This window comes from Kitasatospora sp. NPDC005748 (assembly GCF_040630735.1).
In the GTDB taxonomy this organism is placed as follows: domain Bacteria; phylum Actinomycetota; class Actinomycetes; order Streptomycetales; family Streptomycetaceae; genus Kitasatospora.
Genome location: NZ_JBEXYD010000003.1, coordinates 110,534 through 126,544 on the forward strand (window position 1 = coordinate 110,534; position 16,011 = coordinate 126,544).

At 75.3% G+C, this 16,011-nt stretch carries 12 protein-coding genes and 1 pseudogene; 7 read left to right on the plus strand and 6 right to left on the minus strand.

Annotated features, from left to right (window positions below; genetic code table 11):
* Nucleotides 1–249 precede the first annotated feature (249 nt).
* The 3 genes and pseudogenes from ABZ495_RS03645 to ABZ495_RS03655 all read right to left on the minus strand — a co-directional run bounded on the left by ABZ495_RS03645 (nt 250) and on the right by ABZ495_RS03655 (nt 3,569).
* Nucleotides 250–951: an exonuclease domain-containing protein gene (locus ABZ495_RS03645; RefSeq protein ID WP_352290295.1), complete on the minus strand. Its 702-nt coding sequence runs from the start codon at nt 949–951 to the stop codon at nt 250–252.
* 901 nt (nt 952–1,852) lie between these two features.
* Nucleotides 1,853–2,299 (minus strand): annotated as a pseudogene (locus tag ABZ495_RS03650) (GNAT family N-acetyltransferase); the annotation flags it as partial.
* Between the two features lie 88 nt (nt 2,300–2,387).
* Nucleotides 2,388–3,569, minus strand: a complete 1,182-nt coding sequence (locus ABZ495_RS03655; protein WP_359834390.1) for an SAV2148 family HEPN domain-containing protein — start codon at nt 3,567–3,569, stop codon at nt 2,388–2,390.
* A gap of 540 nt (nt 3,570–4,109) precedes the next feature.
* Here ABZ495_RS03655 and glgX point away from each other — a divergent pair.
* From glgX to treZ, 3 genes are all read left to right on the plus strand, one after another.
* Nucleotides 4,110–6,242, plus strand: a complete 2,133-nt coding sequence (glgX, locus tag ABZ495_RS03660) for a glycogen debranching protein GlgX (protein WP_359802380.1) — start codon at nt 4,110–4,112, stop codon at nt 6,240–6,242.
* A gap of 139 nt (nt 6,243–6,381) precedes the next feature.
* Nucleotides 6,382–8,823: a malto-oligosyltrehalose synthase gene (treY, locus tag ABZ495_RS03665; RefSeq protein WP_359834264.1), complete on the plus strand. Its 2,442-nt coding sequence runs from the start codon at nt 6,382–6,384 to the stop codon at nt 8,821–8,823.
* On the plus strand, nt 8,820–10,565 hold the full coding sequence (treZ, locus tag ABZ495_RS03670) for a malto-oligosyltrehalose trehalohydrolase (protein WP_359834265.1): 1,746 nt from the start codon (nt 8,820–8,822) through the stop codon (nt 10,563–10,565). Before treY ends, treZ begins: the two co-directional genes overlap by 4 nt.
* Before the next feature lie 44 nt (nt 10,566–10,609).
* Here the strand turns inward: treZ and ABZ495_RS03675 are convergent, their stop codons facing one another.
* Both ABZ495_RS03675 and ABZ495_RS03680 read right to left on the minus strand, forming a co-directional pair.
* Nucleotides 10,610–11,503, minus strand: a complete 894-nt coding sequence (locus ABZ495_RS03675) for a transketolase C-terminal domain-containing protein (RefSeq protein ID WP_359834267.1) — start codon at nt 11,501–11,503, stop codon at nt 10,610–10,612.
* A 58-nt stretch (nt 11,504–11,561) separates the two neighbouring features.
* Nucleotides 11,562–12,263 carry a thiamine pyrophosphate-dependent enzyme gene (locus ABZ495_RS03680; RefSeq protein WP_329487164.1) on the minus strand — a complete coding sequence of 234 codons (702 nt, stop codon included), beginning with the start codon at nt 12,261–12,263 and terminating at the stop codon, nt 11,562–11,564.
* 56 nt (nt 12,264–12,319) lie between these two features.
* Here ABZ495_RS03680 and soxR point away from each other — a divergent pair, with 56 nt between their 5' ends.
* Nucleotides 12,320–12,850, plus strand: a complete 531-nt coding sequence (soxR, locus tag ABZ495_RS03685; RefSeq protein WP_329487165.1) for a redox-sensitive transcriptional activator SoxR — start codon at nt 12,320–12,322, stop codon at nt 12,848–12,850.
* A 66-nt stretch (nt 12,851–12,916) separates the two neighbouring features.
* Here soxR and ABZ495_RS03690 read toward each other — a convergent pair whose 3' ends face one another.
* Nucleotides 12,917–13,837, minus strand: coding sequence for a PfkB family carbohydrate kinase (locus ABZ495_RS03690; protein WP_359834268.1), 921 nt, complete (start codon nt 13,835–13,837; stop codon nt 12,917–12,919).
* 276 nt (nt 13,838–14,113) lie between these two features.
* Between ABZ495_RS03690 and ABZ495_RS03695 the strand changes: the two genes are divergently transcribed.
* From ABZ495_RS03695 to ABZ495_RS03705, 3 genes are read left to right on the plus strand one after another with little or no spacing between them, the layout of a single operon-like run.
* Nucleotides 14,114–14,974, plus strand: a complete 861-nt coding sequence (locus ABZ495_RS03695; RefSeq protein WP_329487167.1) for a helix-turn-helix transcriptional regulator — start codon at nt 14,114–14,116, stop codon at nt 14,972–14,974.
* Nucleotides 14,964–15,167, plus strand: a complete 204-nt coding sequence (locus ABZ495_RS03700) for a DUF397 domain-containing protein (RefSeq protein WP_329487168.1) — start codon at nt 14,964–14,966, stop codon at nt 15,165–15,167. Before ABZ495_RS03695 ends, ABZ495_RS03700 begins: the two co-directional genes overlap by 11 nt.
* A 34-nt stretch (nt 15,168–15,201) precedes the next feature.
* A complete protein-coding gene (locus ABZ495_RS03705; RefSeq protein WP_359834270.1) occupies nt 15,202–15,888 on the plus strand; it encodes an HAD family hydrolase in 687 nt (228 codons plus the stop codon).
* Nucleotides 15,889–16,011: the final 123 nt, after the last annotated feature.

Consider the following 16,011-nt stretch of genomic DNA (forward strand, 5'->3'; position numbering starts at 1 on the left):
CCCGGCCGACCGGCCGAACACCTCGCGACAGCCCGGCCCGGTGATCACCGCTCCGCACCGGGCGACCGATCAACCCGACGCGCCCGGACAGCGGTTGAACACCGGGTACGGGGTGCGACGGCCTCCCCACCGCCGGCCACCCGGTCGGCGGACCTGATCGCCGTCCCGCACGACCGGGCCGGTGCCCGACGCGGCGCGAGGCCCGGGTCGGCCCGGCCCGCGCGGCCGGGTGCTCCGGCGGTCAGGCCCTCAGCGCAGGGGCCAGCGCGGGTCGATGACGGCCTGCGGGTCCTTGCCGCGGCGGAGCCAGGCCTCCAGGCCCTCCGCCCAGCTCCGGTACCAGTCGATCTGGCGGGTGTGCAGGACGGCGAGCGGCACCTCGCCGACCTCGGCCGGGTACCGCTCCGCGAGGGCGACGGCGACCCGGACGGCGGCGAGGGCGTCGCTGCCGGCCTCGTGGGCGTCGGTCAGCTCGACCCCGTACACCTCGCAGACCCGCTGGAGGGTGCGCGAGCCCTTGCGGTACTTGTCGACGGCCCGGTCGATGACCAGGGCGTCGAGGACCGGCGCGACCGGACCGCCGAGGCGCTCGGCCAAGGGGGCCAGGCCGTGGCGGCGCAGCTCGGCGTCGAGCAGCGAGAGGTCGAAGGGGGCGTTGAAGGCGACCACCGGGTGACCGGCGGCGAGCCGCTCGCACAGGGCGGTGGCTATCTCGTCGACCGCCGCCTTGGCCGGGCGGCCCTTGCTGCGGACGAGCTCGTCGCCGATGCCGTGGATCGCCTCCGCCTCGGCGGGGATCGGGACGCCCGGGTCGACCAGCCAGCCGGTGGCGCTCAGCCGGCGGGCTCCGACGGTGTCCACGAGGGCGGCCGTGACGATGCGGTCCACGGTCGGGTCGGTGCCCGTGGTCTCCAGGTCGAAGCCGACCAGTGGCTGCTGCCACCAGCTCATAGGGGTGCGTCCTTCCGTCCTGCTGGTCGAAACAGCCCCTATCATCGCCCGGGCCACCGACAACGCCGCCGGTGGGGCGGTCGGGCACCGCCCCCGGGCCCTGCCGGGCAGGCTCCGGCCCGGCCCGCCGGCACCGTCCCGGGCCCGGTGGAGACCGGCGAAGTGCCCAGCGGCGGTGGCCCGCCGCGAGTGGCCCGGCGACCGGTCCGGACCGCCGCTGACCGACGCGGCCATGACGGCTCCGCCCCTGGCCCAGGGCCGGTCGACAGCCCGCCGGGACCGGTGGGCGGCCAACCGGGGCCGCCGCGAGCGGGCCGGGCCCGCCGGTTTCCGACCGACGCGGCGGCGGCGCTTCGGCGGTGGTGGCGGGACGCCCGGCGCCCGCGGATCAGTTCGCCGCCGCGGCCGACGCCCCGGCCCCGGCCCCGGCCCCGGCGTGCGCGGTCAGCCGGCGGGCCTCGGCCCACACCTCCTCGTCGAGTTCGCCGCGCGTCCGGGTACTGCGGCCGAGCAGGTCGTAGTCGTCGTCGAGGAGGGCGAGCGCCTCGGCCGGCCCGTCCTCGTGCCCCCACCGCCGGTGCGCCGCGTGCGCCAGCTCCCTCGGCGTCAGCTCGCCGGTCAGCAGCCGGGCGGCCAGCGCCACCAGCCCCGCCCGCTCGGCGGTGCGGCTGTCGACCGGCGGGAGGTCGAGTCCGAGCTCCGCGAGCGCCGGCGCCAGCAGCTCGGCGACCGAGGCGTCCGCCTCCCCGTAGGTGCGGGCGGCGAGGGCCCGCAGGGCCGGGGTGTCGAGCCCCGCGGCCAGGGCCCCGCAGGCCGCCTCCACCACCTCGCGGGCCCGCAGCTCGCCGATGGTCCAGAGCAGGGCCCGGTCCCGCAGCCGGGCGGCGGCGGGCGAGCCGACGGGCCGGCGGAGCAGCCGGACGTCGACCGGGTCCTCGGAGACCAGGGTGAAGCCGTGCCGCTCGTAGAGGCGGCGGGCGGGGCTGCCCCGGAGGACGTCGAGCCGCACCGGCTCGCCGGCGGCGTCGGCCTCGGCCAGGACGGACCGCAGGACGCCGGAGCCGACGCCCCGGCCCTGGAGCTCCGGGGCGAGGTAGAAGTGCTCCAGCAGCCGCCCGCCCTGCCCGTCGGGGCGGACGGTGACGCAGCCGGCGAGGGCGCCGTCGACCAGCACGGCCGACGTCCAGCGGGTGGAGAAGGAGTCGCGCAGCCGCCGCCGGACCCGGTGCTCGTCGTAGCGGCCGAGCCGTTCGAGGTCGGGGCGCAGCACCACGGCGCGCAGCTCGACCAGGGGTTCGAGGTCGGCGGTCGTGGCGGGGCGCTTCGTCCAGGCGGGGGTGGTGGTCACCGGGGCAGTCTTCCAGCGGCCCGGCCGGCCGGGCCAGCCGGTTTCGCGGCGGCCCCGGCCCCTGCGCGCCAACCGGCCCGCCGGCCGCTCAGGAGACCGGCCGGGAGTCCCCCCAGATGCCCTCGAACTCCTCGCGGTAGACCTCCAGCAGCCCGGCGTCGGTGCCGCCCGGCTGCTGGCCGGCGCCGCCGCGCAGGACCAGGGCGGGCGACTCCATGCCGCGGGCCCGGCGCAGGTAGGGCTGGACCACCCCGAGGTCCCGGGTCTGCCGGCGGGGGCCGCCGGTCTGGCCGGACGGGCGCGGGCCCTCGACCAGGTAGGCGGTGAAGCGCGGGGTCTCGTCGAAGACCCGGATCTCGAAGCCGCCCTGGTCGCGCAACCGGGCCCGGACCCGGCGCACGTGCATGATGTTCATCTCGATCGAACGGGCCAGCTCGCCGCGGCCGAGGCCCAGTTCGCGTTCCCGGCGGCGGACGGCGCTGCTCGCCGGGTTGAGGAAGAGCAGCCGGACCCGGCAGCCGTCGGTGGCGAGGCGGACCAGGCGCTTGCCGGTGTAGTTCTGGCAGAGCATGCCGAGGCCGATGCCGAGCGCGTCCAGCCGCCGGGCGCCGTCCAGCAGGTCCTCCACCGGCAGGTCGCGCTGGAGCCGGACCCGGTCGGCGTGCACCGCGACCACGTCCGCGTACCGGCCGGCCACCAGGGACTCGACGACGTCGGCGGGGACGCCGCCGGTGCCGCCGTCCAGCACGGCGAGCAGCCGGGCGGCGGCGCGTTCGGTCTGGGCGAGCACGGTCGGGGTCAGGACGCGGTTGCGGGAGACGACGTGCCGGGCCACCTCCAGTTCGTCCAGCGCCAGCTCGATCTCCCGGCGGTCGGCCAGGTAGGGGTCGAAGCAGGGCCAGTGCTGGACCATCAGCTCGCGCAGCTGGGGCAGGGTGAGGAAGACCAGCGGGTCGTCGTCGGCCGGGTCGAGCAGGTAGCCCTTGCGGCGGCTGACCTCGCGGACGGCGCCGGCCCGGTGGGCCCACTCCTCGCCGGCCGGGCCGGCCGCGGCCGTCACCCAGTCCTCGCCGTGGGCGGGCGCGTAGATGGGGTAGAGCACCTCGTCGACGAGGGAGCGCAGCCGCTGCTCGACCAGGTTGAGCCAGACGTACGCCCGCCCGGCCAGCCGGACCCGCTGGTAGGCGTCCTCCCACTCGGCGCTGGACCAGGCGAGGGCCGGTATCTCGACCGGGCCGCCCTGGGCCGGCACCACGGCCCGGCCGGTCATGGCGGGGCGCATGACGACCGTCGGGGCCTCGCTGCGGGCGCCGCCCCGGTCGGGGCCGCCGGGCCCACCGCCACGGCCGCCGGCGGGGTACACCATGCGCCACCTCACCTGGTTGCTGCCGGAGCCGGTGGTCTGCCGGATCGTCTGTCGGGTCTTCTGTCGGGTGCTGCCGGTCCTGCCGCGTCCGCCGGCGCCGCACTCCCTGATGGATCGCCACGGCGCGGGAAGCGGCCGGACGATCAAGGGTACTGCCCGCCGCGAGGCGCCCGCAGCCGGTTGGCCGAGGGGGCGCGTGCGCCCCGGCCGCCCCGTGCGTCCCGGCGGCCCCGGGGGTACCCGGCGGACACCCGTTCGGGCGAACACGCGGCGAATGGCCCCGCCCTCGGGGGCGGCGTCGGGGAGTATGCGGACTGTGCCGTGCGTCACGGCGCGCGACCGTCGCACATGCCCGGCCGCCCAGCCGGGAAGAGAGCGTCGGGGTCCGGGCTGACAGTCGGACTGCCTGTCAGTTTCCCCCCGACACAAGGAAGTTGAGGACTCATGCAGGTCTGGCCAGGGAAGCCCTACCCCCTCGGTGCCACCTTCGACGGGGCCGGTACCAACTTCGCGGTGTTCTCCGAGAGCGCCGACCGCATCGAGCTCTGCCTGCTCGACGAGGACGGGTCGGAGACGGCCGTCGAGCTGCGCGAGACGGACGCCTTCGTCCGGCACGCCTACCTCCCCGGGGTCCAGCCCGGCCGACGGTACGGCTTCCGCGTCCACGGACCGTACAACCCGGGCCTCGGCCAGCGGCACAACAGCGCCAAACTGCTGCTGGACCCGTACGCCAAGGCGATGAGCGGGAACATCGACTGGGACGAGTCGGTCTACGGCTACCACTTCGGCGCGCCCGAGCGCCGCAACGACCTCGACTCCGCCCCGCACACCATGCACTCGGTGGTCGTCAATCCGTACTTCGACTGGGGCACCGACCGGCCGCCGCGCACGGACTACCACCGCACGGTGGTCTACGAGGCTCACGTGAAGGGCCTCACCAAGCTCCACCCCGGCATCCCCGAGGAGATCCGCGGCACCTACGCGGGGCTGGCCCACCCGGCGGTGATCGAGCACCTGGCCAAGCTCGGCGTCACCGCGATCGAGCTGATGCCGGTGCACCAGTTCGTCCGCGACCACCGGCTGCGCGACCTCGGCCTGGCCAACTACTGGGGCTACAACACGGTCGGCTTCTTCGCCCCGCACTCCTCCTACTCCTCCACCGGGGACAGAGGCCAGCAGGTGCAGGAGTTCAAGTCGATGGTGAAGGCGCTGCACGCGGCCGGCATCGAGGTGATCCTGGACGTCGTCTACAACCACACCGCCGAGGGCAACCACCTCGGGCCCACCCTCTCGCTGCGCGGCCTGGACAACGTCTCCTACTACCGGCTCGCCCAGGACCAGCGGTTCTACGAGGACACCACGGGCACCGGCAACAGCCTGCTGATGCGCAGCCCGCACGTCCTCCAGCTGATCATGGACTCGCTGCGCTACTGGGTCACCGAGATGCACGTCGACGGCTTCCGCTTCGACCTCGCCGCCACGCTGGCCCGGCAGTTCCACGAGGTGGACCGGCTCTCCTCGTTCTTCGACCTCGTCCAGCAGGACCCGGTGGTCTCCCAGGCCAAGCTGATCGCCGAGCCGTGGGACCTCGGCGAGGGCGGCTACCAGGTGGGCAACTTCCCTCCGCTGTGGACGGAGTGGAACGGCATGTACCGGGACACCGTGCGCGACCTGTGGCGCGGCGAGAACGCCACGCTCGCCGAGTTCGGCTCCCGGCTCACCGGCTCCTCCGACCTCTACCAGGACGACGGCCGCCGCCCGATCGCCTCGATCAACTTCGTCACCTGCCACGACGGCTTCACCCTGCGCGACCTGGTCTCCTACAACGACAAGCACAACGAGGCCAACGGCGAGGACAACCGGGACGGCGAATCCTTCAACCGCTCCTGGAACTGCGGCGCCGAGGGCCCGAGCACCGACCCGGCCATCGAGGAACTGCGCGCCCGCCAGCAGCGGAACCTGATCGCCACCCTGATGCTCTCCCAGGGCGTGCCGATGCTCTCGCACGGCGACGAGCTCGGCCGCACCCAGGAGGGCAACAACAACGCCTACTGCCAGGACAACGAACTCGCCTGGGTGCACTGGCCCGAGGGCGACGGCCCCGAGTCCCGGCTGCTCGAATTCACCCAGGGCATGATCTGGCTCCGCCGCGACCACCCCGTCTTCCGGCGGCGCCGCTTCTTCCACGGCCGCCCGGTCTCCGGCCGCCCGGCCAACGGCCTCTACGAGGACCTCACCGACATCGCCTGGTTCACCCCCGGCGGGGAGGAGATGACCAAGCGCAACTGGGGCGCCAGCTACGCCAAGTCGCTCACCGTCTTCCTCAACGGCTACGCCATCTCGGAGCCGGACCGGCGCGGCGGGCGGATCGTCGACGACTCCTTCCTGCTGATGTTCAACGCCCACTTCGAACCGCTGGAGTTCACCGTCCCGGCCGACCACGGCCAGGAGTGGCAGGTCGTGGTCGACACCGCCCAGCCCCGGCTGCCCGCCCCCGGCGCCGGGGCCCGGGTCAAGGCGGGGGACGCGCTCTCGCTCGTCGACCGCTCGCTGATGGTGCTCCAGCGGCCGGCCTAGGCCGGGCGCCGGACGCCCGGCCGCGGGGCGGCGCCCGGGGTCCGCGGCCGGGCCCCACGGCGTGCCGCGGTCACCACGTTCACCTGTTCGGATCAGCAACGGGTCTTGGCCGCGGGCTCGCACGGGTAGTCATGGACACATGACCTACGCCGCCGAGCCCGCCCAGCCCCGCCCGGCCGCAGTACCGTCCGCCACCTACCGCCTCCAGCTGCAGCCCGGCTTCACCCTCCGCGACGCCACCGCCGCGGTGCCCTACCTCGCCGCCCTCGGCGTCTCCCACCTCCACCTGTCCCCGCTGCTGGAGGCCGCCCCCGGATCCACCCACGGCTACGACACCGTCGACCACGGCCGGATCAGCGCCCAGCTCGGCGGCGAACCGGCGTTGCGCGCGCTGGCCGGCGAAGCCCACCGGCACGGCCTGCGGCTGCTCGCCGACGTGGTGCCCAACCACATGGCCGTCCCCGTCCCCGAACGGCTCAACCGGCCGCTCTGGCACGTCCTGCGGGACGGCCCCGACTCGCCGTACGCACCCTGGTTCGACATCGACTGGACCGCCCAGCCGGGCCCCCCGGACTCCCCCGGCCGCGGCCGGGTGCTGCTGCCGCTGCTCGGCGACCGGCTCGGGGCCGTCCTCGGCGACCTCGTGGTCGACGGCGAGGAGCTCCGCTACCACGACCACGCCCTCCCGCTGCGGCCCGGCACCGCCGGCCTCCCGCTCCCCGAGCTGCTCAGCCGGCAGTGGTACCGGCTCGCCTGGTGGCGGCTGGCCCGCACCGAGCTGAACTACCGGCGGTTCTTCACCGTCAACGAGCTGATCGCCGTCCGGGTCGAAGTCCCCGAGGTGTTCGAGGCGACCCACGGCGTGCTGCTGCGGCTGCACCGCGAGGGCGTCCTGGACGGGTTCCGGATCGACCACCCGGACGGCCTGGCCGACCCGCGCGGCTACCTGCGCCGGCTCGCCGGGGCCACCGGCGGCGCCTACACGGTGGTGGAGAAGATCCTCACCGGTGAGGAGCGCCTCCCCGGGGACTGGCCGTGCGCCGGCACCACCGGGTACGACGCGCTGCGCCGCATCGACGGCGTGCTCACCGACCACGCCGGCGCCTGCCGGCTGGCCGGCGCGTACGAGCACGCGGTCAGCGGGGCCGGGTCCGGCGGGGAGCCGTGCGCCGACCCGCACCCGGCCGTCGCCGCCGCCCGGCGCGGACGGGCCGACATGACCGGCCCGCGCGGCGAGCTGGCCGCCGAGGTCGAGCGGCTGGTCCGGCTCGCCGTGCGGATCGGCGCCGCCGAACCCGCCCACGCCGACCACGCGCCCTGGCAGCTGCGGGACGCGCTGCGGCGGGTGCTCACCGGCTACCCCGCGTACCGCCCGTACGTCCGGCCCGGCGAGCCCGCCCCGGCGATCTCCGAGGAGCAGGTGCGGGCGGCCCTCGACGGCTCCGAGGACGCCACCGGGCGGCTGGTCGCCGACCTCGCCCTCGGGCGGCTCGGCAGCGGGCCCGAGAAGGACGAGTTCTGCGCCCGCTTCGCGCAGACCGCCGCCGCCGTCGCCGCCAAGGGCGTCGAGGACACCGCCTTCTACCGGTGGAACGCGCTGCTCGCGCTGAACGAGGTCGGCGGCGAGCCGGCCCGGCCCGGGCTCCCGCCCGCCGCGTTCCACGCCTGGTGCCAATACGTCGAGGAGCACTGGCCGGCCACCATGACGGTGCTCTCCACCCACGACACCAAGCGCAGCGCCGACGCCCGCGCCCGCCTCGCCGTGCTCGCCGAGCAGCCGCGGGCCTGGGCCGACGAGGCCGCCGCCTGGTCCACCGCCGCCGGCCCGGGCGGCGACCCGAACAGCGACTGGCTGCTCTGGCAGACGCTGGTCGCGGCCTGGCCGATCACGCCGGACCGGCTCGTCCCCGCGCTGCTCAAGGCCGCCCGCGAGGCCAAGCTGCGGACCTCCTGGACGGCCCCCGACGCCCGCTTCGAGCAGGCCCTGGCCGACCGGGCCCGGGCCGCCTACGCCAACCCGGGACTGCTCCCGCGGATCGAGGGCTTCGTCCGGGCCCTCGCGCCCCACGCCCGGGCCAACACCCTCTCCGCCGCCCTGCTGCACCTGACCGTGCCCGGCGTGCCGGACCTCTACCAGGGCAGTGAGGAGCCGCTGTACACCCTGGTCGACCCGGACAACCGGGGCGTGGTGGACCTCGGCGCGCTCGCCGTCCGGCTCACCGACTCGGCCACCCCCCGGGCGGGCGACCTCGCCCGGGAGAAGCTGCACCTGACCGCGACGGCGCTGCACCTGCGCCGCCGCCGGCCGCTGGGCGCCTACCGGCCGCTGGCCGCCCGGGGCCCGGCCGCCGACCACCTGCTCGCCTTCGCCCGCGGCGACGACGTGATCACGGCGGTCACCCGGCTGCCGTACGGGCTCGCCCGGGCCGGCGGCTGGCAGGACACCGCGCTGGACCTGCCGGCCGGCGGCGCGTGGACGGACGAACTGACCGGACACCGCCACCCGGCCGGCCCGGTACCGGTGGCGGAGCTGCTGACCGCGCAGCCCGTGGCGCTGCTGACCAGGAGGGGCGAGGCGTGACGACGCACGAGGTCCGGACCTACGAGGTGTGGGCCCCGGCGGCCACCGAACGGGTCGAGGTGGAGGTCGACGGCGCGCGGCACCCGCTGGCCCGGGACGACGGCCGGCCCGGCTGGTGGCACGGGCCGGCGCCGGCCGGGGACTACGCGTTCCGGCTGGACGGCGGCCGCCCGCTGCCCGACCCTCGCTCGCCCCGGCAGCCGCACGGACCGGACGGGCCCAGCCGGTCCGTCGACCACGCCGCGTTCCGCTGGTCGCAGACCGGCTGGCGCGGCCGCCCGCTGCCCGGCGCCGTGCTGTACGAACTGCACGTCGGCACCTTCACGGCCGCCGGTACCTTCGACGCCGCCGCCGAACACCTCGACCACCTCGTCGAGCTGGGTGTCGACTTCGTCGAACTGCTGCCGGTCTGCCCGTTCCCCGGCCGGCACGGCTGGGGCTACGACGGGGTCTCGCTCTGGGCCGTGCACGAGCCCTACGGCGGTCCGGAGGGGCTGAAGCGCTTCGTGGACGCCGCGCACCGCAAGGGCCTCGGCGTCGTGCTGGACGTGGTGCACAACCACCTCGGCCCGTCCGGCAACCACCTGCCCGCCTTCGGGCCGTACTTCACCGACCGGCACCACACGCCGTGGGGCTCGGCGGTCAACCTGGACGCCCCCGGCTCGGACGAGGTGCGCCGGTACCTGATCGGCAGCGCGCTGGCCTGGCTGCGCGACTACCGGATCGACGGCCTGCGGCTGGACGCCGTGCACGCCCTCGCGGACGACCGCGCCGTCCACTTCCTGGAGGAACTCTCCTGCGAGGTGGACCGGTTGGCGACCGCCACCAACCGGCCGCTGTTCCTGGTCGCCGAGTCCGACCTCAACTCCCCCCGCACCACCACCCCCCGCGAGGCCGGCGGCCAGGGCCTCACCGCCCAGTGGAGCGACGACTTCCACCACGCGCTGCACACCGCGCTCACCGGCGAGTCCCAGGGCTACTACGGGGACTTCGCCCGCGCCCCGCTGGCCGCCGTGGCCCGGACGCTCACCCGCGGCTTCTTCCACGACGGCACCTGGTCCTCGTTCCGGGAGCGCAGCCACGGCCGGCCCTTCCCGCCCGCGCACGGCCACCGGCTGCTCGGTTACCTGCAGACCCACGACCAGATCGGCAACCGGGCCCTCGGCGACCGGCTCTCCCCCGGTCTCTCCCCCGGGCGGCTCGCCTGCGGGGCCGCCCTGGTGCTCGCCTCGCCGTTCACCCCGATGCTGTTCATGGGCGAGGAGTGGGGCGCGGCCACCCCGTGGCAGTACTTCACCGACCACACCGACCCGAACCTGGCCGAGGCCGTCCGCCAGGGCCGGCGGCGGGAGTTCGCCGAGCACGGCTGGCGGGCCGACGCGGTGCCGGACCCGCAGGAGCCGGCCACCGTGCTGCGCTCCGTCCTCGACTGGACCGAGCCGGGGCGCGCCCCGCACGCCGAACTGCTCACCTGGTACCGGACGCTGATCCGGCTGCGGCGCACCCGGCCGGAGCTCTCCGACCCGGACCTCGCGGCCGTCCGGACCGAGTACGACGAGGCGGCCCGGTGGCTGGTGCTGCACCGGGGGGCCCACCGGGTGGCGGTCAACCTGGGCGGCGCCCCCGCCGCGCTGCCGCTCGGGGGGCCGGGGCGGGAGGTGGTGGCGTCCTTCGGCGAGTGCGCGCTCGACGGGACGGCGGTGCGGCTGGGGCCGGACTCCGTCGCGGTCGTCCGGCTGTGAGCGGCGCGGCCGGGGCCGGCCCGCGCCTCGGTCCGCCCGCCGGATCACCAGAGGAAGGTGCCGATCCGCTCCCGCAGCCCGGGCGCGTCCAGGCCGTAGGCGGCCAGGTGCTCGGCCATCGAGCCGTAGTGCCGGTGCTCCGCGCGCGGCACCCCGAGGGCGAGCACCCGGTGCGCCCGGTCCGCCAGCGCCGCGTGCACCTCCCCGGCGGACGTCCCGGCCAGGTAGGGCTCGACCACCACCACGTCCGCGCGTCCGCCGACCACCGCCCGGAGCCCGGCCGCGTCGAACGGCCGCACGGTGGCCGCGTACAGCACCGAGACGTCCAGCCCCTCGGTGGCCGCCAGCACGGCGTCCAGCATCGGGCCGACCGCGAGCACCACGCCCTTGGCGCCCCGGCGCAGGACGGTGAACCGCCCCGCCTCGACCGGTACCGCCGAGGCGTTGCGGTGCTCGGACAGCCGCACGTACACATTGCGGTCGCCGTCGGCCACCGCGTGCCGCAGCAACCGCTCCGCCTCGTCGGGGTGCCCCGGGACGTGGACCGTCCAGTCCGGCAGGGTGTCCAGCAGCGCGACGTCGCCCGGCGACATGTGGGTCCGGCCGCCGGCGGGCCAGTCGTAGGAGCCGACGGCGCTCACCAGCACCGCGCCGACGCCCTGGTGGACGAGGTCCAACTTGACCTGCTCGAAGGGGCGTTCGATCAGGAAGCTGGCGAAGGTGTGGGCGATCGGCCGCATCCCGGTGAGCGCCAGTCCGCCGGCCGCGCCGATCAGCAGCTGCTCGCGGATGCCCACGTTGACCACCCGGTCGGGGTGGCGCTCGGCGGCGGGGGCGAAGCCCGAGGCGCTGATGTCGGCCAGCACGACGGCCAGCCGCGGGTCGTCGTCGAGCAGCCGGGCGGTCACATCGACGAAGCGCTCGCGCATGGTGTCCATGGAGGTGAAGTCCCTTACTGGTGAGAGGTCTTGTCGGGGCGGCGGACGGACGCGGCGCTCAGGGGTTCTTCGGCTCCACCCGGGCCACCACGACGCGCGGGCGCCCCGGGTGCTCGGCGGTGAACGCCGCGTACAGCGCCTCGTGGTCGCGCCCGTCCACGGTCTCGGCCGACCAGCCCTCGCCCGCGAAGCGCGCCGCGATGCCGCCCCGCCACCCGTGCGTGGCCGAGGAGTTGTCGATGACGACGACGTGCAGCCGGTCCAGCCCGTACGCGCCGGCGAAGGCCAGCGCCTCGTGGTTCGAGCCCTCGTCGAACTCCGCGTCCCCGAGCAGGACCCAGACCGCCGGGTCGTCGAGCCCCTGGGCGCGCAGCCCGAGCGCGGTCCCGACCGCCAGCGGCAGACCGTGCCCGAGCGAGCCGGAACTGATCTCCACCCCGGGGATCAGCAGGCGGTCCGGGTGGTGACCGAGCGGCGAGTCGTAGGCGCCGAAGCTCGGGAGCAGCTCCGGGTCGATGAAGCCCTTCGCCGCCAGCACCGCGTAGTACGCCATCGGGCCGTGGCCCTTGGAGAGCAGGAAGCGGTCCCGCTCCCGGTCCTCCGCGGTGCCCGGGGTGACCCGCAGGACGCGGTCGTACAGCACCCAGAGCACGTCCAGGGTGGAGGTGGCGGCCGGGCCGTGCTTCTCGGCGCCGGTCATCCGGCCGATCAGGTCCGGGAGTTGCTCGAAGCCGGCCGCGGTGGCGGTGTTCGTCGTCATGCCCACGATCCTGCAACTTGAAGTCAGCTTGAAGTCAAGCGGCTACAGTGAGCGGCATGACCGCCCCCGCATCCGCCCGCGGCGAGAACTCCGGAGCCTCCACCGGACCGAGCCGGCACGACCTGCTCACCATCGGCCAGCTCTCCGAACGCAGCGGCCTCGCCACCTCCGCGCTGCGCTACTACGAGAAGCTCGAACTGATCCACGCCACCCGCACCACCGGCGGCCAGCGCCGCTTCACCCGCGGCACGCTGCGCCGGATCGCGTTCGTCCGCGCCGCCCAGCGCGTCGGCCTCTCCCTCGACGAGGCCAGGGTCGCCCTGGACCGGCTCCCCGAGCACCGCGCCCCCACCGGCACCGAGTGGGACGGCGTCGCCCGGTCCTGGCAGAACCGGATCGACGAGCAGATCGCCGAGCTGGAGCGACTCAGGGCCAAGCTCACCGGCTGCATCGGCTGCGGCTGCCTCTCGCTCTCCCGCTGCGCCCTGTACAACGCCGCCGACCGTGCCGCCGCGGCCGGCCCGGGCGCGCGCTACCTGCTCACCCGCGACCCGGCCACCGGCCCCGAACCGGGCACCGACGACTGACCGCGCTCCCACGACGCACGCCGAGGGCGGCCGCACCGGGCGCCGTGACGGCGAACGGCCCGGGCCTCACCCTCCGAGCAACCGCTCCAGGTCGGCGCGGCCCGGCACGGCGCCGCGGGCACCGAGCGCGGTGACGGCGAAGGCCCCGGCGGCCACCGCGGTGGCCGCCGCCCGGGCGAGCGGGAGGCCGTGGGCGAGTTCGGCGGCGAGCGCGCCGCAGAAGACGTCACCGGCGCCGGTGCTGTCGACGACGGCCACCGGCGGCGCCTTCACGCGTTCGCCGCGGCCGTCCTCGGCGACCAGCGCGCCGTCGCCGCCGAGGGTGACCACCGCGGCCCCGCCGAGCGCCGCCAGCGCCCGGGCCGCCCCGGCCGGATCGTCGTCGCCGGTGAGCTGCCGGGCCTCGACCGCGTTGGCGACGAGCAGGGTGCCCGGTCCGGCCGCGCCGGCCGGGAGCGTCCCGGCCGGCGCGGCGTTGTGCACCCATCGCGCACCCGGCACCGCGGCGACGGCCGCGGCCGCCGCTTCGAGGCACGGCAGCGGGACTTCGCCGCTGGTCAGCACCACGTCGCCGGCGCGCAGCCGCAGCGCGGCGAGGGCGGCGGCGACGTGCCCGGCCGAGAGCAGCGCGTTCGCGCCCGGCAGCACCAGGATGCTGTTCTCCCCGCCGGGATCCACCATGACCAGGGCCTGCCCCGTCGCGGCCGCGCCCTCGGTGCCCACCGTGCCGGTGCCGACCGCGCGGCGCCGCAGCTCGGCGAGTGCCCGGCGGCCGGCGTCGTCCGCGCCGACCCTCGCGACCAGGTGGGTGGCGGCCCCCAGCGCGGCGGCGGCGACCGCCTGGTTGGCACCCTTGCCCCCGAAGCCCTCGTCGACGGAGGTCACCAGCACCGTCTCACCGGGCGCGGGCAGGACGGGACAGCGCAGGATCCGGTCGGCGTTCACCGATCCGACGGCCACCACACGGCCGGGAGTCTCTCTGTTCACCCCTCCTGTCTAGACGGTCGGACGCCCGCGTGCCAGGCCGCCACGGACGGGTCGCGTGCGGAGTGAATATCCGAGCCGGCCGACTTCCCGCTCCCGGCACGACCACCACCCCGGCATTCCGGCTATTCACCGGCATCACTCCCGCCGGAATTCCGCCGAACCCCGCGCCTTCCGCACATTCGCACGCATGGAATTGCGCGGACTGGTAAGACTCTTGTGATCACGAGAGGAGGTGGCAGACTGTGACTCGACGTCAACTGACAAGGAGCGGCCAGAGTGGACAGCCCGACCGTGCTCCGGCGTAGGCTCGGATCCGAGTTCCGCCGCCTGCGCGAGCAGACCGGGCTGCAGGCGAAAACCGTCGCCGACACCCTGGGATTCAGCGCCGCAAAGGTCTCGCGCATCGAATCGGGCCAGACCACCCTGAAGGAATCGGACGTCCGCGCACTGCTCGAACTGTACGGCGTCCGGGACGATTTCGAGCGGCGGCAGTTCATCTCACTGACCCGCCGCAGCACCCAGCGGGGTTGGTGGCACGACTACGGGGACGCCCTCCCCGACTGGTTCCAGACCTACGTCGGGCTGGAGGCCGATGCCGCCCGCATACGCGCCTACGAGACCGAGTTGATCCCCGGGCTGCTGCAGACGCCGGACTACGCCCGCGCCATGTTCCGGATCTCGCCGTCGGAGCAGGGGCACGGTGAGATCGAACGCCGGGTCAGACTCCGGATCCAGCGCCAGGAGGTCTTCCAGCGCGCCGATCCGCCGGTCGTCCAGGCGGTCCTCAACGAGTCCGCCCTGCGCCGCGCGGTCGGCGGGGCAGAGGTCATGCGCGCCCAGGTGCGCCATCTCGCCGAGTTGGCGCACAAGCCCAGCGTCACGATCCAGGTGCTTCCCTTCAGCACCGGAACGCACCCCGCCATGAGCATGGCCTTCCACATTCTCTCCTTCGCCGACGTACCGGGCGACATCGTCTATGTCGAGGCATTGACGAGCAGCCTCTACCTGGAGAAGGAGTCGGACATCGCGCGTCATGTGCTCGTGTTCGACCAGCTCGCGTCGACCGCCATGAACGCCGAGGAGTCCCTGTCCTGGATGCACGATCTCGTCGCGGAGGGGTACGGAAATGACGACTGACCTGGTGTGGCGCAAGAGCAGCTTCAGCGGCAGCGAGGGCGGGAACTGCGTGGAGGTCGCGGACGGTGCCCCCGGTGCGGTGCCGGTGCGGGACAGCAAGGACCCGTACGGCCCCTCCCTCACCTTCACCGCCGACGCCTGGTGCTCCTTCCTGACCGCCCTGCACAGCGGTGAGCTGCCCGTCCGGCCCTGAAGTCGCCGGCGACGCCTGTGGTCTACTGCCGGTCATGCCGCTGCTGATGCTGGACCTCGACAACACCCTGATCGACCGTGATGCCGCCTTCCTGGCCTCCGCCCGGGCGTTCCTGGCCGAGCACGGCCTGCCCGGCAGCGACCTCGGCTGGATCGCGGAGCTCGACGCGAGCGGGTACACCCCGGAGGACCGGATGGCCGCCGCCCTGGCGGCCCGGTACGGGAGTTCGGTACCGGCGCGCGCCGTCGACGCCCTGCTCGACAACGGTGGAGCCGACCTCGTGGAGGTCGCCGCTCCCACCCGCCGGGCACTGGCCCGGGCCCGGGCCGACGGCTGGGCGTGCGTCATCGTCACCAACGGCCGTACCGGGCAGCAGGAGGCGAAGATCCGCCGTACCGGGCTCGACCGGATCGTCCAGGGCTGGGTGGTCTCCGAGGCCGTCGGCCACAAGAAGCCCGCTCCGGAGATCTTCCGGGCCGCGGCCGAGACGGTGGGGCAGCCGCTCAGCGGCGCCTGGATGGTCGGCGACTCGGCGCACGCCGACATCGCGGGCGCGCACGCGCTCGGCCTGGGCAGCGTCTGGGTGTCGGCCGGCCGCCCGTGGGCGCAGGACGCGTACCGGCCCACCCTGGTCGCCGAGGACGTCGCTACCGCGATCGGCCACGCGCTCGACCACGCCTGCGGCGGGGCGACCGGCGGCGGGGCGACCGGCGGCCGGTGACGGCCCGGAAAGCTTTACCTCCTGCTGGGGAAACGGCCCCCTCCGCCGAGCTCCCCACGCCCCCTCCACGGCCGCCGGAGGCACCCCCGGCGGGCGGACGCGGCGGGCCGCGAGGGGTGGGGC